At 59.8% G+C, this 20371-nt stretch carries 24 protein-coding genes and 1 tRNA gene; 16 read left to right on the top strand and 9 right to left on the bottom strand.

What is annotated here, in order from left to right; genetic code table 11:
• Positions 1-9: 9 nt before the first annotated feature.
• The 15 genes from rpoE to GZH91_RS13870 all read left to right on the top strand — a co-directional run bounded on the left by rpoE (position 10) and on the right by GZH91_RS13870 (position 12291).
• A complete protein-coding gene (gene rpoE, locus GZH91_RS13940) occupies positions 10-609 on the top strand; it encodes an RNA polymerase sigma factor RpoE (protein ID WP_147072385.1) in 600 nt (199 codons plus the stop codon).
• A gap of 11 nt (positions 610-620) precedes the next feature.
• Positions 621-1145 (top strand): sigma-E factor negative regulatory protein, encoded by a 525-nt coding sequence (locus tag GZH91_RS13935; protein ID WP_161984279.1) that lies wholly within the window; start codon positions 621-623, stop codon positions 1143-1145.
• The gene (locus GZH91_RS13930; RefSeq protein ID WP_147072381.1) at positions 1142-2104 is read left to right on the top strand and encodes a MucB/RseB C-terminal domain-containing protein; all 963 of its coding nucleotides are present in this window, start codon (positions 1142-1144) and stop codon (positions 2102-2104) included. Before GZH91_RS13935 ends, GZH91_RS13930 begins: the two co-directional genes overlap by 4 nt.
• The gene (locus tag GZH91_RS13925; protein ID WP_147072379.1) at positions 2101-2577 is read left to right on the top strand and encodes a SoxR reducing system RseC family protein; all 477 of its coding nucleotides are present in this window, start codon (positions 2101-2103) and stop codon (positions 2575-2577) included. The genes GZH91_RS13930 and GZH91_RS13925 overlap by 4 nt, the downstream gene beginning before the upstream one ends.
• Positions 2574-3989: a DegQ family serine endoprotease gene (locus GZH91_RS13920; RefSeq protein ID WP_174861839.1), complete on the top strand. Its 1416-nt coding sequence runs from the start codon at positions 2574-2576 to the stop codon at positions 3987-3989. The genes GZH91_RS13925 and GZH91_RS13920 overlap by 4 nt, the downstream gene beginning before the upstream one ends.
• Positions 3986-4237, top strand: coding sequence for a glutaredoxin family protein (locus GZH91_RS13915; protein WP_147072376.1), 252 nt, complete (start codon positions 3986-3988; stop codon positions 4235-4237). Before GZH91_RS13920 ends, GZH91_RS13915 begins: the two co-directional genes overlap by 4 nt.
• Positions 4238-4327: 90 nt before the next feature.
• A complete protein-coding gene (lepA, locus tag GZH91_RS13910; protein WP_198415496.1) occupies positions 4328-6124 on the top strand; it encodes a translation elongation factor 4 in 1797 nt (598 codons plus the stop codon).
• Between the two features lie 31 nt (positions 6125-6155).
• Positions 6156-6962 (top strand): signal peptidase I, encoded by an 807-nt coding sequence (gene lepB / locus GZH91_RS13905; RefSeq protein WP_147072373.1) that lies wholly within the window; start codon positions 6156-6158, stop codon positions 6960-6962.
• Between the two features lie 10 nt (positions 6963-6972).
• The gene (locus GZH91_RS13900; protein WP_147072372.1) at positions 6973-7341 is read left to right on the top strand and encodes a DUF4845 domain-containing protein; all 369 of its coding nucleotides are present in this window, start codon (positions 6973-6975) and stop codon (positions 7339-7341) included.
• A 15-nt stretch (positions 7342-7356) separates the two neighbouring features.
• A complete protein-coding gene (gene rnc / locus GZH91_RS13895; protein ID WP_147072370.1) occupies positions 7357-8043 on the top strand; it encodes a ribonuclease III in 687 nt (228 codons plus the stop codon).
• A gap of 175 nt (positions 8044-8218) precedes the next feature.
• A complete protein-coding gene (gene era / locus GZH91_RS13890; protein ID WP_371860362.1) occupies positions 8219-9124 on the top strand; it encodes a GTPase Era in 906 nt (301 codons plus the stop codon).
• Positions 9125-9303: 179 nt separating this feature from the next.
• The gene (recO, locus tag GZH91_RS13885; RefSeq protein ID WP_147072365.1) at positions 9304-10065 is read left to right on the top strand and encodes a DNA repair protein RecO; all 762 of its coding nucleotides are present in this window, start codon (positions 9304-9306) and stop codon (positions 10063-10065) included.
• On the top strand, positions 10062-10802 hold the full coding sequence (pdxJ, locus tag GZH91_RS13880; RefSeq protein ID WP_147072364.1) for a pyridoxine 5'-phosphate synthase: 741 nt from the start codon (positions 10062-10064) through the stop codon (positions 10800-10802). The genes recO and pdxJ overlap by 4 nt, the downstream gene beginning before the upstream one ends.
• A gap of 111 nt (positions 10803-10913) precedes the next feature.
• Positions 10914-11102: a YgaP family membrane protein gene (locus GZH91_RS13875; protein ID WP_147072362.1), complete on the top strand. Its 189-nt coding sequence runs from the start codon at positions 10914-10916 to the stop codon at positions 11100-11102.
• A 73-nt stretch (positions 11103-11175) separates the two neighbouring features.
• Complete coding sequence (locus GZH91_RS13870) at positions 11176-12291, top strand: M14 family metallopeptidase (RefSeq protein ID WP_147072360.1); 1116 nt, start codon at positions 11176-11178, stop codon at positions 12289-12291.
• An 81-nt stretch (positions 12292-12372) separates the two neighbouring features.
• Here GZH91_RS13870 and GZH91_RS13865 read toward each other — a convergent pair whose 3' ends face one another.
• The 8 genes from GZH91_RS13865 to queA form a co-directional block, all read right to left on the bottom strand.
• Entirely contained in the window at positions 12373-12738 is a 366-nt protein-coding gene (locus GZH91_RS13865; protein WP_161984278.1) for a hypothetical protein, read from the bottom strand.
• Between the two features lie 69 nt (positions 12739-12807).
• Positions 12808-13185: a YchJ family protein gene (locus GZH91_RS13860; RefSeq protein WP_147072357.1), complete on the bottom strand. Its 378-nt coding sequence runs from the start codon at positions 13183-13185 to the stop codon at positions 12808-12810.
• A gap of 20 nt (positions 13186-13205) precedes the next feature.
• Complete coding sequence (locus GZH91_RS13855) at positions 13206-13814, bottom strand: DedA family protein (RefSeq protein WP_223264533.1); 609 nt, start codon at positions 13812-13814, stop codon at positions 13206-13208.
• A 4-nt stretch (positions 13815-13818) separates the two neighbouring features.
• The gene (gene secF / locus GZH91_RS13850; RefSeq protein ID WP_147072355.1) at positions 13819-14763 is read right to left on the bottom strand and encodes a protein translocase subunit SecF; all 945 of its coding nucleotides are present in this window, start codon (positions 14761-14763) and stop codon (positions 13819-13821) included.
• 25 nt (positions 14764-14788) lie between these two features.
• A complete protein-coding gene (gene secD / locus GZH91_RS13845) occupies positions 14789-16603 on the bottom strand; it encodes a protein translocase subunit SecD (RefSeq protein WP_147072353.1) in 1815 nt (604 codons plus the stop codon).
• Positions 16604-16652: 49 nt separating this feature from the next.
• On the bottom strand, positions 16653-16976 hold the full coding sequence (gene yajC, locus GZH91_RS13840; RefSeq protein WP_147072352.1) for a preprotein translocase subunit YajC: 324 nt from the start codon (positions 16974-16976) through the stop codon (positions 16653-16655).
• Positions 16977-17006: 30 nt separating this feature from the next.
• Positions 17007-18110: a tRNA guanosine(34) transglycosylase Tgt gene (tgt, locus tag GZH91_RS13835; protein ID WP_147072350.1), complete on the bottom strand. Its 1104-nt coding sequence runs from the start codon at positions 18108-18110 to the stop codon at positions 17007-17009.
• Positions 18100-19137, bottom strand: coding sequence for a tRNA preQ1(34) S-adenosylmethionine ribosyltransferase-isomerase QueA (queA, locus tag GZH91_RS13830; protein ID WP_147072348.1), 1038 nt, complete (start codon positions 19135-19137; stop codon positions 18100-18102). The genes tgt and queA overlap by 11 nt, the downstream gene beginning before the upstream one ends.
• Before the next feature lie 105 nt (positions 19138-19242).
• Here queA and GZH91_RS13825 point away from each other — a divergent pair.
• A tRNA-Leu gene (locus GZH91_RS13825) sits at positions 19243-19329 on the top strand.
• Between the two features lie 63 nt (positions 19330-19392).
• On the opposite strand, the gene GZH91_RS13820 is transcribed toward GZH91_RS13825, so the two are convergent.
• Complete coding sequence (locus tag GZH91_RS13820; RefSeq protein WP_223264532.1) at positions 19393-20340, bottom strand: tyrosine-type recombinase/integrase; 948 nt, start codon at positions 20338-20340, stop codon at positions 19393-19395.
• Between the last annotated feature and the right edge of the window lie 31 nt (positions 20341-20371).

The following is a 20371-nucleotide window of genomic DNA, read 5'->3' as shown; positions in this document are numbered from 1 at the left end:
AGACTCACGATGAGTGATCGCGACGTCGATCAGCTGCTGGTGGAGCGGGTGCAGCGCGGTGACAAGCGCGCTTTCGATTTGCTGGTGATTAAATACGAGCGGCGTCTGGCGCGGCTGCTGTCGCGCTTTGTGCGCGATGCGGCGGAAGTGGAGGACATCTCGCAAGAGGCGTTCATCAAGGCCTATCGCGCCCTGCCGTCGTTTCGCGGTGAGTCTGCGTTTTATACATGGCTATACCGGATTGGCATCAACACGGCGAAAAACTATCTGGTGTCGCGCGGGCGCCGTGCGCCCACCACCACCGAGTTCGATGCCGAAGAAGCAGAGGGGTTTGAAGATGCCGACGGCTTGCGTGATCTCAATACGCCAGAGAACGAACTTCTCTCCAAAGAGGTTGCCCAAGTGGTGAATGCAGCGATGGCGGATTTGCCGGAGGATTTGCGTACAGCAATTTCGCTGCGCGAGATGGAAGGGATGAGCTACGAAGAGATCGCCGAGATCATGGGTTGCCCGATTGGTACGGTACGATCCAGAATTTTCCGCGCGCGTGAGGCAATCGCAGCGCGCCTACGCCCGATTTTGGGCACGAGCAAAGATACAAGATGGTAAGGAGCACCGACATGCAAAATTCTGCAGTGCCTGCGCGTGGAACCGAACGCGCTACTGAAGACACTACGCTGTCCGCGCTTGCCGACGGCGAGCTGGATCATCAGGAAACCGTGCGCATTCTGGAAACACTGAGTCATGGCGCAGACTGGCGCGCACGCTGGCAGAGCTACCACATCATAGGCGACTGCCTGCGCGACATCCCCCCGCTAAAATCCGGTCTGGCAACCCGCATCAGCCTATTGCTGGCTGATGAACCCACTATCCTGGCACCGCGGCGCTCCCTGATGGCGCGCTTTGGAATGCCGGCGGCCGCCTCGTTGGCAGCGGTGATGCTGGTGGCATGGGGGGCAGTCAATCTTATGCAAAATGACGCCACGTCTTTGGCCGGCAATCAACTGGCGGCGGCCAGTCCCGGTCAGCCTTCATCCCATGCGCGTGATGACATGAATGACTATGTGGCGGCGCACCGTGATTTCTCCCCAGGTGCAATGCTCGCCAGCGCTTCGTTTGAAGTCCCGGCGGATCCTGCGCGATGAGATGGTGGCTGGTGTGGCTGTGGCTGGCGGCGATGCCGTTGGCCAATGCTGCAGGGAGTCCCTATCCGGACGATCTTGTTGCGTGGTTGAATCAGGTGGCAGCCGCTGCCGAGCGGCTCAATTACACTGGAACCTTCGTGTACCAGCACGGTTCCACGGTCGAAGTTTCCAAGGTGGCGCATCGCGTCGACAGCAGCGGTGAAATGACCAAGATTGACGTATTGTCCGGGCCGCCGCACGCATTCGTGAGTGTCAATGACGAGGTGTTCTGCTACATACCGGAGGGTGACCGCGTCAAGGTGGAAAAACGCGAGCGTCACAAGTTTTTTCCGGCGCTGCTGCCGGTGCCCGCTGCGGCGATCACTGAGCATTATACCTTGAGGCCGCTGGGGCATGCCAATATCGCCGGGCACGACTGCGTTGGCGTCATGCTGGTCCCCAAGGATGAATACCGTTATGGCTATATGTTGTGGGCGGATGCCGCCACCGGGCTGTTGTTGAAGGCGCAGCCGCTTGACGCCAACAGCAAGCCCTCCGGACAGTTCGTGTTTACCCAGGTGAGCATCGGTACCGCGCCACAGCGCGACGCATTCAAGTCTGGTTTTGCCGACAAAAGAACCGTGCATGTGGCGAGTGAGGATACCTACGGATTGATTGACTGGCGCGTCAAACAATTGCCTGCCGGATTTGCCAAGGTAATGGAAGCGCGGCGCATGCTGCCGGGCAAAAAAACCCCGGTGATACAGTTGGTCTATTCGGATGGTTTAGCCACGGTGTCGCTGTTTATCGAACCCTACGCCAATCTGGTCAATCCGATGCGCGGACTGTCCAGCCAGAGTTTGCTGAATGTGTATGCGCGCCCGGTGGGTGCGTACCAGGTCACTGCGCTGGGTGAAGTGCCATCCGATACCGTAATCCAGATGGCAGATAGCCTCACCCGGGAAAACGAGCGCAAATGATAGAAACCCAGGCCAGGGTACTGGAAGTGGAACCGGGTGCGGCATTGGTGGAGCCGATGGAACCATCAGGCTGTTCTGCCTGCGGTGGCAACGGTGGCGGTTGTGGTGCGGACCGTATTGGCCAGGTATTTACCCTGCGCAGCAAGCGTTACCGGGTACTCGATCCACGCGGCAGCCGTGTGGGTGAGGCAGTGGTGGTCGGTGTGGCAGACGGTGCGGTGTTGCGCGGATCCGGCGCAGTGTACTTGCTGCCGCTGCTCCTGATTTTTATGGGTGCCATGCTGGCTGGCCATTTTGCGCCGCTGGCAGGTCGCGATGGCTGGTCGATAGCCGGTGCAGCAACAGGCTTTGCGCTGGGCACGTTGTGGCTGCTGTGGTTCAGCCGCAGGGCCGCGCGCGATGCGCGTTTTCAGCCGGTGATCTTGCGTGCGGTGAGTGAAAATCTGTTCGTTCTGAAGGAACTTGGATCATGAAAAAAGTGATGTGGGTATGGGCGTTGTGGTTAATGCTGGCGAGCTTTGCCTGGGCGCGCGAGCTGCCCGATTTTACTGAGCTGGTGCAGAAGTACGGCCCCACCGTGGTGAACATCACCAGCACCCAGCTGGTCAAGTCGGGTAGTGCAGGCGGGCAAGGGCAGGCGATGTCCGAAGACGACATGCTCGAATTCTTCCGCCGCTTCATGGCGCCGGTGCCTGGTATGCCTGATGGGGGCATGCCACAACAGCGCCAGGCTCCGAGTGAAGTGCCGGTACGCAGCAGTGGCTCGGGCTTTATCATCAGCCCTGACGGCTATATTCTGACCAATGCCCACGTGGTGGACGGTGCGGACGAAGTGACGGTCAAGCTCACCGATCGGCGCGAGTTCCGTGCCAAGGTAATCGGCGCGGATGATAGCAGCGATGTCGCGCTCATCAAGATCAACGCCAGCAATCTGCCGCGCGTGACGATCGGCAACCCGGATCAGCTCAAGGTGGGGGAATGGGTGATCGCAATCGGCTCGCCCTTCGGGTTCGAAAATTCGGTCACGGCAGGTATCGTCAGTGCCAAGGGCCGTGCACTGCCCAGCGACAACTACGTGCCCTTCATCCAGACCGATGCGGCGGTGAACCCGGGTAACTCCGGTGGACCGCTGTTCAACATGAAAGGCGAAGTGGTGGGGATCAACTCGCAGATTCTGTCGCGTTCGGGCGGCTACATGGGCTTGTCATTTGCCATTCCCATTGATGTGGCAATGCAGGTCGCCGACCAGCTCAAAACCCAGGGTAAAGTCAGTCGCGGGCGGCTGGGAGTGGTGATTCAGGAGGTCAATGCCGGCAATGCCGATGCGTTTGGCTTGCCCAAGCCCGCCGGGGCGCTGGTATCGGGGGTTGAAAAAGGCAGTCCGGCAGAGAAGGCCGGGGTACAGGTGGGCGATGTGATCCTCAAGTTTGATGGCAAAACCATCGATCGCTCGTTCGATTTGCCGCGTCTGGTCGCAGCCACCAAGCCAGGCAGCAGGGCCATGCTGGAAGTGTGGCGCAATCGTGCGCTCAAAAACATCAGCGTCACCGTGGGCGCGCTTCCGGATGCAAAAACGGCAGCCTCAGGCAAGCCGGCAAAAACATCCCGCATGCCCAACAAGGTCGGTTTGGTGCTTGCCGATATCGACGAGGCCCAGCGCCACGCGCTGGGAGTAAGCCACGGCGTAAAGGTGGAAGAAGCGCAGGGTGCCGCAGCGCGTGCCGGTATCCAGCCCGGGGATCTGATTCTGGCAGTGAGCAACATACCGGTGAAAAGCGTTGCCCAATTCAACCAGTTGCTGGCCGGGGCCGCCGCCAGCAAGCGTGTGGCGCTGCTGGTCAAGCGCGGTGAGGACACGGTATATATTCCGCTGCGCATGCCATGAGCCAGACCGTACTGACAGTCTATCTGCGTCATTACTGCCACCTGTGCCACGATCTGCTTGCAGCGCTGGTGCCCCATCAGGCGCGTCTGGGCTTTAGCGTGCGCGAAGTGGATATTGACCTGGATCCGCTACTGGAGGCGCGCTACGGCGCGCTGATACCGGTGCTTGTTGCGCCGGACGGTGCGGAAATCTGCCATTATTTTCTGGATGAAGCTGCGCTTGCTGATTGTTTAGGCAAAATCCGTTAAAATTCGCGGCTATTGAGCATTCTGCGAGTTGGCGATTGGTCGTCCATCCTGCCTTAACCCCCTTCAGGCACACAGTGTGTGCCTTTTTTATTGATGAAAAACATCCGCAATTTTTCCATCATCGCCCACATCGATCACGGCAAATCCACCCTGGCTGACCGCATCATCCAGCTCTGCGGCGGTTTGTCCGAGCGCGAGATGGAAGCCCAGGTACTCGACTCCATGGATCTGGAGCGCGAGCGCGGCATCACCATCAAGGCGCAGACCGCCGCGCTGGAGTATAAGGCGCGCGACGGCCAGGTATACCAGTTGCATCTGATCGACACGCCCGGCCACGTCGATTTTTCCTACGAGGTGAGCCGTTCGCTGTCCGCCTGCGAGGGCGCGCTGCTGGTGGTGGACGCCTCCCAGGGCGTGGAAGCGCAGACCGTGGCCAACTGCTATACCGCCACCGAACTGGGCGTGGAAGTGGTGCCGGTGCTGAACAAGATCGACCTGCCTGCCGCCGAGCCGGAGCGGGTGATCCAGGAAATCGAGGACATTATCGGTATCGACGCCCACGACGCGGTGCGCGCCTCCGCCAAGACCGGGCTGGGGGTGGAAGACATCCTCGAAGCGGTGATTGCCAAAATCCCGCCGCCGCAAGGTGACCCGGATGCACCTTTGAAAGCCCTCATCATTGATTCCTGGTTCGACAACTACGTCGGCGTGGTGATGCTGGTGCGGGTGGTGGACGGCGTGTTGCACCCCAAGGAAAAAATCCGCCTGATGGCGACCGGCTCGGTGCACCTCACCGAACAGGTGGGCGTATTTACCCCCAAGGCGCGGCAGCGTACCCGGCTATCCGCCGGGGAAGTGGGTTTCATCATCGCCGGCATCAAGGAACTGAAGGCCGCCAAGGTGGGCGATACGGTGACGCTGGATGCCCATCCCGCTGCCGGGCCATTGCCTGGCTTCAAGGAGATCAAGCCGCAGGTGTTCGCCGGACTGTACCCGGTGGAATCGCACGATTACGACGCGCTGCGCGACGCGCTGGAAAAGCTCAAGCTCAACGACGCCTCGCTGCAATACGAGCCGGAAGTGTCGCAGGCGCTGGGCTTCGGTTTCCGCTGCGGTTTTCTCGGCCTGCTGCACATGGAAATCGTGCAGGAGCGCCTGGAGCGCGAGTACGACATGGACCTGATCACCACCGCACCCACGGTAATCTATCAGGTGGTATTGAAAGACGGCAGCGTGATCGAGATCGAGAATCCGTCCAAGCTGCCGGATTTGTCCAGTATCGAGGAAATCCGCGAGCCGATCATTACCGCCACCATCCTGGTGCCGGAGGAATACCTGGGCAACGTGATGACGTTGTGTACGCAGAAACGCGGCGCGCAGACCAACATGCAATACATGGGCCGGCAGGTGATGCTCAACTACGACATGCCGATGAACGAAGTGGTGATGGACTTTTTCGACCGGCTCAAGTCGGCCACGCGCGGTTATGCTTCGCTGGATTACGATTTCAAGGAATTCCGCGCCGCCGATCTGGTCAAGCTCGACATCCTGGTGAACAGCGAGAAAGTTGATGCACTGTCGCTGATCGTGCACCGTGCCACCAGTCAGTACAAAGGTCGCGAGCTGGCTGCCAAGATGCGCGAACTGATTCCGCGCCAGATGTTTGACGTGGCGGTGCAGGCTGCCATCGGCGCGCACATCATCGCGCGCGAAAACGTCAAGGCGCTGCGCAAGAACGTGCTGGCCAAGTGTTACGGGGGGGATATCAGCCGCAAGCGCAAGTTGCTGGAAAAACAGAAGGCGGGCAAGAAACGCATGAAACAGGTGGGTAACGTGGAAATTCCGCAGGAAGCTTTTTTGGCGATTCTGCAGGTCGGGGATAAATAGTCAGTCATTAATCAAGCTATAAGGGAGCAGTATGGACTTCGCACTCATCATGTTTGTCGCGCTGGTCATCACCGGGGTGATCTGGCTTCTGGACAGTTTGTTTTTCAAATCGAAGCGGCCAAAAGACGCCAAGCTGCCGGTATTGACCGAGTACGCCAAGAGCTTCTTCCCGGTAATTCTGGCAGTATTCATGCTGCGCTCGTTCCTGGTGGAGCCGTTCAAAATACCGTCCGGTTCGATGCTGCCTACCTTGCTGGTAGGGGATTTCATCCTGGTGAACAAATATACCTACGGTATCCGCCTGCCCATCATCAACAAGAAAATCATCGATGTGCGGGCGCCAGAAAAAGGCGATGTGATGGTGTTCCGTTACCCCAAGGATCCATCGCTTGACTACATCAAGCGCGTGGTCGGCGTGCCCGGCGATACCGTGACCTACCGCAACAAGCGGCTCACCATCAACGGCAAACCTCTGGCGACGCAAAAAGACGGTACTTATAACTATGTAGGCAGGGGACTGAACTATGTCACCACCGAGCAGTATAAGGAACAGCTCGGCCAGCATCTGCACACCATCATTACCCAGCCGGGCAGGCCCAGCATCGATTTGAGCCAGGTGGACAGCCAGTTTCCGTACCGCGAAAATTGTGATTACAATGACGAAGGTTTCACCTGCAAGGTGCCGCAGGGTTATTACTTCATGATGGGCGATAACCGCGACGACAGCACTGACAGCCGCTACTGGGGCTTTGTACCGGATCGCAACATTGTCGGGCGCGCCTTCATGGTCTGGTGGAATTTCGATCATCTCAAACGTATCGGTCATATGATTGAATAAGGAAAACATCATGCACAAGCAACAGGGGGCAACCCTGATCGGGATGCTGTTTGTGGGCATCCTGGTCGTGTTCGCAGCGATCGTCATCATGAAAATGGTACCTGCCTACATCGAGTATTATTCAATCAAAAAAGTGTTCAGCGCCATGGCCGCAGACCCGGCACTGAAAGATGCCACGCCATCCGATGTGCGCCTGTCCTATGCGCGCCGCTCCGGTATTGACAATATCACCGCGGTAACAGCGGACGATCTGGACATCGCGCGCGCGGACGGCAAGCTGGTTGTGTCTGCCAGGTACCGGGTGGAAAAGCCGCTGTTCGGTAACGTGGGCCTGTATATGAACTTTGCTGCCACGACCGCGCCGGAGGCCGCGCAATAGCGCGAAACATCCAATTTGACTGCGATTGAACAGGCGCTAGGCTACACATTTCGCCAGCCGCGCCACCTGCATCAGGCGCTGACCCACCGCAGTTCCGGCACGCCGCACAACGAGCGTCTGGAGTTCCTCGGCGACAGCGTACTCAACTGCGCCGTCGCACATCTGCTCTATATCCATTTTCCCGAATTGCCGGAAGGCGCATTGTCGCGCCTGCGTGCCAATCTGGTGCGCCAGCAAAGCCTGTTTGAAATTGCCGTCACGCTGGGGCTGGGCACGCTGCTGAAGATGGGCGACGGCGAAGTGAAAAGCGGCGGCCGCAACCGGCCTTCCATCCTCGCCGATGGACTGGAATCGCTGTTTGGGGCAATTTTTCTCGATGGCGGTTTTGCCGAAGCGGAGCGCGTCATTCATGCGCTGTATGCCCCGCAACTGGCCGGCATCAATCCCGAGCTGCCGGCCAAGGACGCCAAGACGCTGCTCCAGGAAATCCTGCAAAGTCGCCGCCTGCCGCTGCCTGCATACGAACTGGCCGGTACCGTGGGCGATGCCCATGCGCAAACTTTCCGGGTGACTTGCAGCATCCCGGCGCTGCACATTCGCACCCAGGGCGAAGCTGCCAGCCGCCGCGCCGCCGAACAAACTGCCGCGCAAGCCGCCTATAATCTGATAGCTGTTGCAGGTAAAAAATCCGGCAACGCTTAACAATACGCTTAGCCGCAAAGAACACGGCGTGAAGCTATCAGGAATGGTTTGTCCTGTGGTCACTGCGTAGCGATGTCACCCCAAAGGTGAATGCGAACGAAGGCAGAACACTCAGTATTCATGCGGCTCTCATGAGGGAAATGAACGGTCGACTACGGTTTTCAGGTTAAACAGGATGCAAAAAATGAATACAGCCGCGCCAGACTTCCGTACCGGCTACATCGCCATCGTCGGCCGCCCCAACGTGGGCAAGTCCACGCTGACCAATCACATTGTCGGTGCCAAGGTCAGCATTACCTCGCGCAAGGCGCAGACCACGCGCCACCGCATCCACGGTATTCACACCACGCCGGATGCGCAGTTCGTGTTCGTGGACACACCCGGTTTTCAGACCAGATACGGCAATGCGCTCAACCGCAGCATGAACAAGACCGTGGTGGACGTCCTGCGCTCCACCGACGTGGTGCTGCTGGTGCTGGATGGCACGCACTTCGACGCGCGCGACCGTCAGGTAGTGGCCTTGCTGCCGCGCGACATGCCGGTGATTCTGGTATTGAACAAGCTGGATCTGATCAAGGACAAAGACCAGTTGCTGCCGTTTATCGCGCAGATGAGCGAAGTATTCCCGTTTGCCGCCGTGGTGCCGCTGTGCGCGCGCGATGGCGACAATGTGCCGGGCCTGCTCGGGGAGATTCGCAAGCACCTGCCCGAGGCCCCGCCGATGTTTGACGCGGACGACATCACCGACAAGAGCGAGCGTTTTCTGGCTGCTGAAATCGTGCGCGAAAAGGTGTTCCGCCTGTCCGGCGAAGAGGTGCCGTATTGCGCCAGCGTGATTATCGAAAAATTCGAGCAGGAAGGCGAAATGCGCCGTATTTTTGCCGGCATCCTGGTCGACAAGCCTAACCAGAAAGGCATCCTGATCGGCCATCAGGGCGCCAAGCTCAAGGAAATCGGCAGCGCCGCCCGCCTCGACATGGAAAAACTGTTCGGCGGCAAGGTCTATCTGGAGCTGTGGGTCAAGGTCAAAGGCGGCTGGGCCGACAGCGAGCGCATGTTGAAGCAGCTGGGTTACGAATAGGGGCTAAATAAAATGGACAGGATTTTTCAGGATTTACAGGAAACAACCAAAACAAACGCCTGCGTTACAAGGAACGCATAGAATTGACGAGTACGCTTTTCTTTATATGCATATTCGCTTTGTAACTTTCCTGTAAATCCTGTTAATCCTGTCCATAGCCCTTGGTGATTTAGCGCAGCATGAACGCACGCCCCGCCACCCTCTCACCCGAACGCAGCCGCGTCGACAACACCGCTGGTTTCGTGTTGCACAGCTACCCGTTCCGTGAAACCAGCCTGATTGTGGAAACCTTTACGCACGCACATGGCCGCGTGGCGCTGGTGGCGCGCGGCGCGCGCCGGCCGCGCTCGCAATTGCGCGGTCTGGTGCAGGCGTTCACGCCGCTGCTGCTGTCGTGGGCGGGCAAGGGTGAACTGCGCACGCTGCACCGCGCCGAGTGGCAGGGCGGGCTGGCGCTGCCGCAGGGGATGGGGCTGTTGTGCGGGTTTTACATCAACGAACTGATGCTGAAACTGCTGGCGCGCGAAGATCCGCATGAGAACCTGTTCGCCGATTACCAGGCCGCGTTGCAGGCCTTGTCCAGCAGCGCGCTGCCGCAAAGCGCCTACGCCGCCATCCTGCGCCGCTTTGAAAAACGCCTGCTGGCGGAACTGGGCTACGCACAGCCGTTCGAATTCGAGGCGGATTCCGGGCATGCCGTGCTGGCGCAGCAGGACTATGTCTATGTGCTTGACCGCGGCGCGCTGCCTGCCCAGCGCGCCAATGGCCACGCCGACATGCGCGTGTCGGGCAAGACCCTGCTCGACATGGCGGCGGACGACTACCGCGACCCGGTTACGCTTATGCAAAGCAAGCAGCTCATGCGGCTCATCATCAACCATCATCTGGGCGGGCAAACCCTGCACGCCCGCGAACTTCTGAAGGACTTGCAACAGCTATGATCCAGCTCGGCGTCAACATCGACCACATCGTTACCATCCGGCAGGCGCGCGGCACGCGCTACCCGAGCCCGGTGCAGGCCGCGCTGGTGGCTGAATCCGCCGGCGCGGACGCGATTACCCTGCATCTGCGCGAAGACCGCCGCCACATCCAGGATCACGATGTGGATACCCTGAGCCGCGTGCTCACCACGCGCATGAATCTGGAAATGGCAGTCACCGACGAGATGCTCGGTATCGCCTGCCGCGTCAAGCCGCAGGACGCCTGCCTGGTGCCGGAGCGGCGCGAGGAGCTCACCACCGAAGGCGGGCTGGACGTGGCCGGCCAGCTCGACAAGGTCAAGCGTGCCTGTGGCGTGCTGGGCGACGCCGGGATTCGGGTATCGCTATTTATTGACGCCGACCCGCGCCAGCTTGACGCCGCGCGCGCCTGCGACGCGCCGGTGGTGGAAATCCATACCGGCCGTTTTGCCGATGCGCGCAGCCGCAGCGAGCAGGCCAGCGAACTGCAGCGCATCCTCCAGGCGGTGGAATACGGCAACCGCATTGGCCTGCAGGTGAATGCCGGCCACGGCCTGCACTATCACAATGTGCAGGACATCGCCGCCATCCGGGGCGTGGCGGAACTCAATATCGGCCACGCGATTGTCGCGCATGCGCTGTTCGTGGGCTGGGAAGCCGCGGTGCGCGAGATGAAGCGGCTGATGCTGGCGGCCGCGCCCGAGTCGCACGCCGGCTGAGCCAAGGAAAGGCGCTTGCGCCGGTGGCTGTGGATCCGCTGACGTCGGCTACATACGCACTTGCCGGCATGTGCTTTAATGAGGATTCCATTCACTTGCAAGGAGTTCACCATGAGCTGTAATGTCGGCGGCGTTGACCGCGCAGTTCGCATCATTGTTGGTATCGTGCTGATTGGCCTGGCGGCAACGGCCAGGATCGGCGTGTGGGGCTATATCGGCGTGGTGCCGCTCGTCACCGGGCTGATTGGCTGGTGCCCGGCTTACCTGCCGTTCGGCATCAAAACCTGCAAGACCAAGTAATTTTGCGTGCTTTGCATCAGGCGATGCCGCTGGTGTCGCCTTTTTATCATGAGGTTTTTTCCAGCATTCTGCCATGCACATCTCCAGCCAGTTTGATGCCGGTGCAATTGAAATTGTAGCTGCCGCTGACCCTGCCGACATCCGTCTCAATATCCGCCGCGACAGCGCTGCCGAATTCCGCCAGTGGTTTCACTTTCGCGTGAGCGGCGTCGCCGGGCAGGCACTGATCCTGCGTCTGCTCAATGCCGGTGACTGCACTTACAGCGCTGGCTGGCCTGGCTACCAGGCCGTTGCCAGCTACGACCGCCGGCACTGGTTTCGCGTGCCCACCGAATACCACGGGCAAGTGCTTACTATCCGCCACACTTCCGAGTGTGACAGCGTTTACTATGCCTATTTCGAGCCATATTCGTGGGAGCGCCATCTCGATCTGATTGCCCAGGCTGCGCCGGGCATGCGCGTCACGCGCCTGGGCGGCAGCTTGCTAGGCCGGGATATGGACAAGCTCAGCTGGGGCAGCGGCGCGCAGCAGGTGTGGGTCATCGCGCGCCAGCACCCGGGCGAAACCATGACCGAATGGCTGGTCGAGGGGCTGATCGAGCGCCTGCTTGAGCCTGCCGACGCGGTGGCGCGCAGTCTGGCACAACTGGCCACGCTGCATATCGTGCCCAACATGAACCCGGACGGCGCAGCGCTGGGCAACCTGCGCAGCAACGCGGCGGGGGCCAATCTCAACCGCGAGTGGATGGCGCCCGGCCTGGAAAAAAGTCCGGAAGTCCTGCATGTGCGGCAAGCCATGCATGCCAGCGGCGTGGATCTGTTTCTCGACATCCATGGCGATGAGACCATCCCGTATGTATTCGTCGATGGCTGTGAAATGATCCCCGGCTATGCTGCCAGTCTGGTGGCGCGGCAAAATGCGTTCGTCGAAAGGCTGCTGCAGGTGAGCCCTGACTTCCAGCGCGAGCACGGTTATGCGCCGGATCGTTTCTCCGACGAGATGCTCACCCTGGCATCCAAATACGTTGGCCATACTTTTGGGTGTGTATCTCTCACCCTGGAAATGCCGTTCAAGGACAACGCCAAGCTGCCGGATCCAGTGCACGGCTGGAGTGCCGCGCGCAGCAAGCGTCTGGGCGCGGCCTTGCTGGAAGCGGTGTTGGGGCACTGCGCAGACGGCCATGCCTGAAACGATTTGATACAAGTTGATACACAATCCTGTCCTCAATGGCCTGGTCGAGCGCGTTATCTGCACTGTGGTTATACATAATCACACCACCCCCTTACAGGAGATACCGCAATGTTCAAATCCGCTTTGATAGCACTTGGCACCCTGCTCGCCATCACCGCACTTCCCGCCGCCTATGCTGCAGAAGGCGACATCCATCACGATGTCCAGGCTGTTCATGCCGGCCAGCGTGCGGTGCGCCAGGATGTACGCGACATTCACCAGGATCGGCATGAACTGCGCCATGAAAGACGCGAGGGAGATGCAGCGGGCGTTGCCAAGCAACGTCACGCACTCGCCCATGACCGGGCCGCGCTGCATCACCATCGTCATCATCTGCGCCATGTTCGTCATGACCGGCATCATGACCGCATGGAGCATCGTCACGACAGGCACGCTGGCTAACACTGGTTCCACGTGGGTACAAAAAAACCGCACCTTGGTGCGGTTTTTTATGATTAAGTCACTGAATGTTTTTCAGAGCGAACGTATTTCCCCGCCCACATAAAACCAGCAGCCTGCTTCCCGCACAAAGCGGCTCACCTCATGCAGCCGCTGCGCGCGGCCGTACAGTTTGTGGCGTGCCACAAATTCCACCGTGGCATGGGTTTCATCCTGAATTTGGTGGGCAATCACTTTCAGCCCCAGCCATTTCGGTTGCGGTGAGTCATGTAAATCCAGGCTGGCAGGGCGCGTTGAAGCGTGCCAGCTGGCACGCAGGTAGGCTTCATCCTGAAGCGTGAAGGCCGTGTAGCGCGAACGCATCAGCGCTTCCGCCGTGGGCGCGGCTTCTCCCGCGAGGTAGCGCCCGCAGCAGGATGCAAAAGCTTGCGGCGCGCCGCAGGGGCAGGTCATGGCGTGTGACGGGTACGCGTTTATTTGCCGTTGCGCTGCTGCCACTGCCAGTAAGCGGTAATTGCCAGGATGACGAAGATGATCAGGCCCACGGTGAGGTATTGCAGGTATTCCTTGATGAGCAGCTCATTGCCGCCAATGAAATAGCCGAGCAGGGTGAGCACGCTCGACCAGAGTCCTGCGCCGAGGCAGGTATAGAGCGCAAACGCGGTCTTGTTCATGCGCGCCAGCCCGGCGGGCAGGGAGATCAGGTGGCGGATGCCCGGAATCAGTCGGCCGGTGAACGTGGAAATCTTGCCATGACGTTCAAAGAATACGTCGGTCTTGTGCAGTAGCGCCGGGCGCACGAAGAAGTATTTGCCGTAGCGTTCCAGGAACGGCCGCCCTACCCACAGCGCGAAGGCATAGTTGATCGAGGCGCCAAACAGGCAACCGAGCGTGGCGCTGATCAGGATCAGCGGCAGGCTCATGTGCCCCTGATAGGCGAGATAGCCCGCCGGGATCAGCACCAGCTCGGACGGTATCGGCAGCACGGTGGATTCCAGCGCCATCAGAATGAAGATGCCGGCATAGCCCCAGCCATGGACGGTGGCAAGTAGCCAGGTAATGAATTCTTGCAGCATCTCCATGACGTCAGACCTGCGCGCCGTCGGCGGCTACGCCTTCCTTGGGCTTGTTGTCCTTGATGAAGTGTTCGCGCCTGACGCCGAGCATGAGCAGTATCGGCGAAGCCACCAGCACCGACGAGTAGATGCCGAACAGGATACCGATAGTAAGTGCCAGGGCGAAGTTGTGCAGCGCTTCGCCGCCCAGGAACAGCATTGACAGCACCATCATCTGGGTCATGGCGTGGGTGATGATGGTGCGGCTCATGGTAGTGGTGATGGCGCTGTCGATGATGTCGGGGATCGACGTCTTGCGCATCTTGCGCAGGTTTTCGCGGATCCGGTCGAATACCACCACCGACTCGTTCACCGAGTAGCCGAGTACCGCCAGCACGCCGGCCAGCACGGTGAGGGTGAACTCCCACTGGAAGAACGCGAAACAGCCGAGGATGATGACCACGTCGTGCACGTTGGCGATGATCGCGGCGAGCGCGAAGCGCCATTCAAAGCGCAGCGCCAGGTAGATGAGAATGCCGATCGCCACCACCACCAGCGCCAGTGCGCCATTGTCGTACAGCTCCTTGCCGACCTGCGGACCGACGAAATCGACACGTTTCAGTTCCACCGTGGGGTCTTGCGTCTTCAGCGCCGCCATCACCGTATCGCTGGTCCTGGCGCTGGTGGTGTTGCCTTTCAGGGGCAGGCGGATGAGCACGTCGCGGGTGGTGCCGAAGGTCTGCACCGAAACTTCCGGCAGCCCGGTGTGTTCCAGCGTGGTGCGGATTATGTCCAGGTGGGCGGGCTGGGTATAAGCCACCTCCATCACCGTGCCGCCGGTGAAGTCCACGCCCAGATTCAGCCCCTTGGTCGCCAGCGCCCATACGGCGAAGATAAAGGTGAGCAGGGAAATGGCGGTGGTCACCTTCCCGTAGCGCATGAACGGGATGTCTTTTTTGAGTCTGAAAAATTCCATGACGGATACCTTAAATGGAACTTGCTTAAATGGAAACCCTGGCCAGACGTACTTTGCGGCCATAGCTGAGGTTGACCATGGCGCGCGACACCGTCACCGCGCTGAACATGGAGGTAAGAATACCCAGGCACAGCACCACGGCAAATCCGCGCACCGGCCCGGAGCCCAGCCAGAACAGCGCCACGCCGGCAATCAGGGTGGTGATGTTGGAGTCCAGAATGGTACCCCAGGCACGGTCGTAACCGGCGTGAATGGCGGCCTGCGGTGAATTGCCGTTGCGCAGTTCTTCGCGGATGCGCTCGTTGATCAGCACGTTGGCGTCAATCGCCATACCCAGGGTGAGAGCGATACCCGCCAGGCCCGGCAGGGTAAGGGTGGCCTGCATCATGGACAGCAGCGCCACCAGGAACAGACCGTTGACCGCCAGCGCCAGTGTGGAGAAAACGCCGAACACCCGGTAATAGACCATCATGAAGATCGCCACCGCCGCGAAACCCCACAGGTTGGAGTGGAAACCTTTTTTGATGTTGTCCGCACCCAGGCTGGGGCCGACGGTGCGCTCTTCGACGATATTCATGGGTGCGGCCAGCGCCCCGGCACGCAATAACAGCGCGTCGTCAGAGGCCTCCTGGGCGGATTCCATGCCGGTAATCTGCACCCGGCCACCGCCGATTTCCTCGCGGATCACCGGTGCGGTAATCACCTCGGCCTTGCCCTTTTCGATAAGCAGGATGGCCATGCGCTTGCCCACGTTGTCACGCGTTACATCCTTGAAGATACGCGCGCCACGGCTGTCCAGATTGACATGAACGGCAGCCTGGCCGGATTGCTGGTCGAAGCCGGGGGAAGCATCGGTGATGTAATCGCCGGTCAGCACCACGTTCTTTTTCACCAGCAGCGGCTGTCCGCTGCGCTCGATATAGAGATCATCGCCGAATGGAATCTGGCCCTGCAACGCGGCAGTGACGTCATGCTCCTCATCCACCAGGCGAATTTCCAGGGTGGCTGTGCGCCCCAGAATCTCCTTGGCCTTGGCGGTGTCCTGCACGCCGGGCAACTGCACCACCACGCGATCCAGGCCTTGCTGCTGGATGATGGGCTCGGCCACGCCCAGTTCATTCACGCGATTGCGCAGAGTGGTGATGTTTTGCTGCACGGCAAAATCCTGGGTGCGCTTTTGCGCTTCCGGGCGCAGCGCGGCGATCAGCCTGTAGTCGCCGCCAGTGTCCTGTTCGGTGAGGACGAGATCCGCAAAGGTGCTGGCGATGTACTTGCTGGCCTGTGCACGTGTGGCGGCGTCGCTGAACCTGATTTCGACAGTCTGCCCCACGCGGCTGATGCCGGTGTAGCGGATTTTCTGTTCGCGCAGCTGGATGCGCAGGTCGTTGTTGTAGCGGTCGGCGGCCTTGTCCAGCGCTGCCGGCATATCCACCTGCATCAGGAAATACACGCCGCCGCGCAGGTCCAGACCCAGATACATGGGCTTGGCACCGATCGCCGTCAGCCAGGCGGGCGAGGCGGACAGCAGATTGAGCGCCACGCTGTAGCCATCACCGAAACGCGCCTGGAGTGCGTCCTTGGCTTTGAGCTGGGCATCATTGTTGGCGAAGCGGATTTTTACGCTATTGGCATCGAGAAATGCGCCGGTATAGGGGATTTTCTGTATCTTGAGCTCGTCCTCGGCCTGCTGCATCAGGCCGGCATCGGCCTTGATCGCGCTACGCGTGGGTGACACCTGCACCGCCGGCACCTCGCCATAAAAATTGGGCAGCGTATACAGCACGCTGACTACCAGCACGACTGCAATGAGGATGTACTTCCAGAGCGGGAATCGGTTCACGGCACGGCCTTCAATCAGGACAAACTGTTATGGGTATGTGTGCAGCGGATTACAGACCCTTGATCGTACCTTTGGGCAGCAGGGTTTGCACGGTGGCTTTTTGCACGTGGGTGACCACGCCATCGGCAATTTCCAGGCTGACGAACTGATCGCCGATTTTGACGATTTTGCCCACCTGGCCGCCGCTGGTGATGACTTCATCGCCTTTTTGCAGGGATTCAAGCATGGCGCGCTGGTCTTTGGCGCGTTTCATCTGCGGACGGATAATCATGAAAAAAAACAATACCGCGATCACCGCCAGCGGCAGAAAGCTCATCAGCGCGTCGGTAGGGGAGGACGCTGCGGGTGCAGCGAAGGCATTGGAAATCAGCATGGTTTTACTCCTTCAATAAATCCGGGCATTCTAACATGAGCCCGCGCGCTGCTCGTGGAAGCGGGCAACGAAGTCGCTTAATGTACCTGTTTCGATCGCCGCGCGCAGCCCGGCCATCAATTCCTGGTAGTAGTGCAGGTTGTGAAGGGTGGCCAGCCGCGCGCCGAGAATCTCGCCGCAACGGATCAGATGGTGCAGATAGGCGCGGCTGAAATTGCGGCAGCAATAACAGCCGCATTGCGCGTCTACCGGTGCGATGTCGGTGCGAAAACGCGCGTTCCTGATGCGCAGGTCGCCATGCCGGGTGAACAGAATGCCGTGGCGCGCGTTACGCGTGGGCAGCACGCAGTCGAACATGTCCACGCCATTTTGCACCGAGGCCACAATGTCCTCCGGCGTGCCCACGCCCATCAGGTAACGCGGTTTGTGTTGCGGCAACTGCGGTGCAGTGTGGGCGAGGATGCGGCGCATGTCGTCCTTGGGCTCGCCCACGGAAAGGCCGCCGATGGCATAGCCGTCGAAATCCATGGCAGCGAGTTCGCGCAGCGATTCGTCGCGCAGGTCCTCGTACATGCCGCCCTGCACAATACCAAACAACGCATTCGGGTTGCCCGCATGGGCGGCCTGGGAACGTTCTGCCCAGCGCAGCGACAGGCGCATGGAATATGCCGCCGCGTCGGGTTCGGCGGGGTAGGGCGTGCATTCGTCGAAAATCATCACGATGTCGGAATTGAGCACTTTCTGAATGCGCATGGATTCTTCCGGCGTCAGAAACAGCCGGTCGCCATTCAGCGGCGAGGCGAATTTCACCCCTTCCTCGGTAATCTTGCGCAGCGCTCCCAGGCTGAATACCTGAAACCCGCCCGAGTCAGTCAGGATGGGGCGATCCCAGCCCATGAAACGGTGCAGCCCGCCGTGCGCCTCGACCGCCTCCAGCCCGGGCCGCAGCCACAGGTGAAAGGTATTGCCCAGCACGATGTGCGCACCGATTTGCTTGAGCTCGTCAGGCGACATCGCCTTGACCGTGCCGTAGGTACCCACCGGCATGAAAGCCGGGGTTTCCACCGTGCCGTGGGTAAGGTTGAGGGTGCCGCGGCGGGCCAGGTCATCGGTGCTGTGCAGCTTAAATTTCATGGTATTTTCTTTCAATCAGCATGGCGTCGCCATAACTGAAAAAGCGGTAGCGCTCGGTCACCGCATGGGCGTAGGCGTGGCGGATATTGTCCAGTCCGGCAAAAGCGGAAACCAGCATCAGCAGCGTGGATTTGGGCAGATGGAAATTGGTGAGCAGGCGTTCCACCACTTTGAACCGATAGCCGGGGGTGATGAAAATGCTGGTTTCGCCTGCGCCTGCGATTAAAGTTCCCGACTGCGCGGCCGCCTCCAGCGCGCGCAGGCTGGTGGTGCCGACTGCGACAATGCGCCCGCCCTGCGCTTTGGCCTGGGCAATCGCATCCACCGTGGCCTGGGGAATGGTGTAGCGCTCGCTGTGCATTGTATGCTCGGCGAGATCGTCCACGCGCACCGGCTGGAACGTCCCCGCGCCGACATGCAGGGTAACGTGGGTGCGGATCACGCCCATGGCGTCGAGTTGCGCCAGCATGGCCTGGTCGAAGTGTAGCCCGGCCGTGGGTGCGGCCACCGCGCCGGGGTGGCGCGCATATACCGTCTGATAGCGCGCGTCGTCGGCACCGTCGGCGGCACGCTCGATGTAGGGCGGCAGCGGCAGCGTGCCGTATTGCTCGAGCACTTCCAGAACGCTCGCACTGCCATCGAAGCGCAGCCGGTAAAGATCCTGTTCGCGTGCCAGTACGGTCACAGTCACCGTATCTGCCACGCTGAGCGCGCTGCCCGGCCGGGGCGCGTGACTGGCGCGGATGAACGCCAGCGCTTCGTGGTCGCCGGTGACGCGCTCGATCAGCAGCTCCACCTGCCCGCCGCTGGCCTTGCGCCCATACAGGCGTGCCTTGATGACGCGGGTATCGTTGAACACCATCACGTCGCCGCGACGCAGGTAGCCGGGCAGGTCAGTGAACTGGCAGTCGGCAAGTTGCCCGCTGGCGCTGTCCAGATGCAGCAGGCGGCTGGATGAGCGTGAACTGGGCGGAAACTGGGCGATGAGTTCGGCGGGCAGGGAAAAATCGAAATCGGCAGTACGCATATAGGGATGGCTCAAAACAAGGCGCGATTATACCTTGTCATCATTGAGCATTGCCGCCCGCGGTCATTTCGACGATAATTCGCCCTCTTTGTTTCACCTCTCCTGGCCGGGATGGCGGAATCGGTAGACGCAGCGGACTCAAAATCCGCCGGTGGTGACACTGTGGGGGTTCGAGTCCCCCTCCCGGCACCAAATAAATACGCGGTCTTTGGGAATTTCTGGAAAATCGGACTTTCTACAATTTCGCCCTAGTTTCTACAATTCCCGTTTTTTTGCTTTCACCGGTTGGACGGTTTCACCCTTGCGTTTGCGGGTGTAATGCTCAGTCATTTCGCGGTTACTGTGCCCGAGTAGTTTCTGCGCGTGGTGCAGGTCTTCCAGGTCAGTGGCAGCCTTGGCGCGTAAATCCCGAAACTGGAAATTGACCCCGGCTGCCGCGCGTGCGCGCTCAAACCCGCCGCGCAAGCTGTCTGTACTCAGTGGCTGGCCTTTGTCATTCTGGATTAGATAAAGCCCGGTGGCCTGGCGAGCACGGTTCAGAATGCGATCGATTACATCCTTGAGTTCCCCGACGATTTCGACGCGCATCTTTTGCCCTGTCTTGTTTTGCGTGACTGACAGATAGCCCTCGCGTATGTCGGCGCGCTTCATTTTAAGCACGTCTGCTGGCCTTTGGGCAGTGAGATAGGCTATGTCCATTGCATCCTGTACTGGCGAGCTTGCCTTGGCCCATACAGCGTTGAATTCGCCTTCTTCCACGTACCGATCACGGCCGGTTTCCCGGAATCCTTTGACCCCGGCGCATGGGTTGGCGTCATGGGTGTAGCCCCATTCGCGGGCCTTATTGTAAATGTGTGACAGCAACGCCTTTTCCCGATTAGCCCTGATCTTGGCAGTCTGGCCGCGTATGTCCATGTAGCGCCGTACATGTTCGGGCATGATTGCATCTATTGGCGCTTCACCAAAGACGGCCACCAGCCTGGCGATTTCCTGCAAATTATCCTTTTGGGTGCGGTAGCTTTTCAGGCACATCACTTCGCGTTTGTAGCGCTCTACGATGACAGAAAAGGTTTTGTCCTGGGGGTCGATTTCCTCGCATTCAAGCTCGGCCCATTTTAGGCGGGCTTGGTTGATGTCGCTGCCCAGTGGTGTCCACTTACGCGGGGGCGTGCTACTGACGTGATAGTAGCTTTTCCCCTTCATGGACATATGCTGAGGAAGGTTGTGATTTTTG

The sequence above is a fragment of the Sulfuriferula plumbiphila genome (genome assembly GCF_009938015.1).
GTDB classification, from domain to species: domain Bacteria; phylum Pseudomonadota; class Gammaproteobacteria; order Burkholderiales; family Sulfuriferulaceae; genus Sulfuriferula; species Sulfuriferula plumbiphila.
Note: the sequence above shows the minus strand (reverse complement) of the source record. Positions and strands in the feature narration are given on the sequence as shown.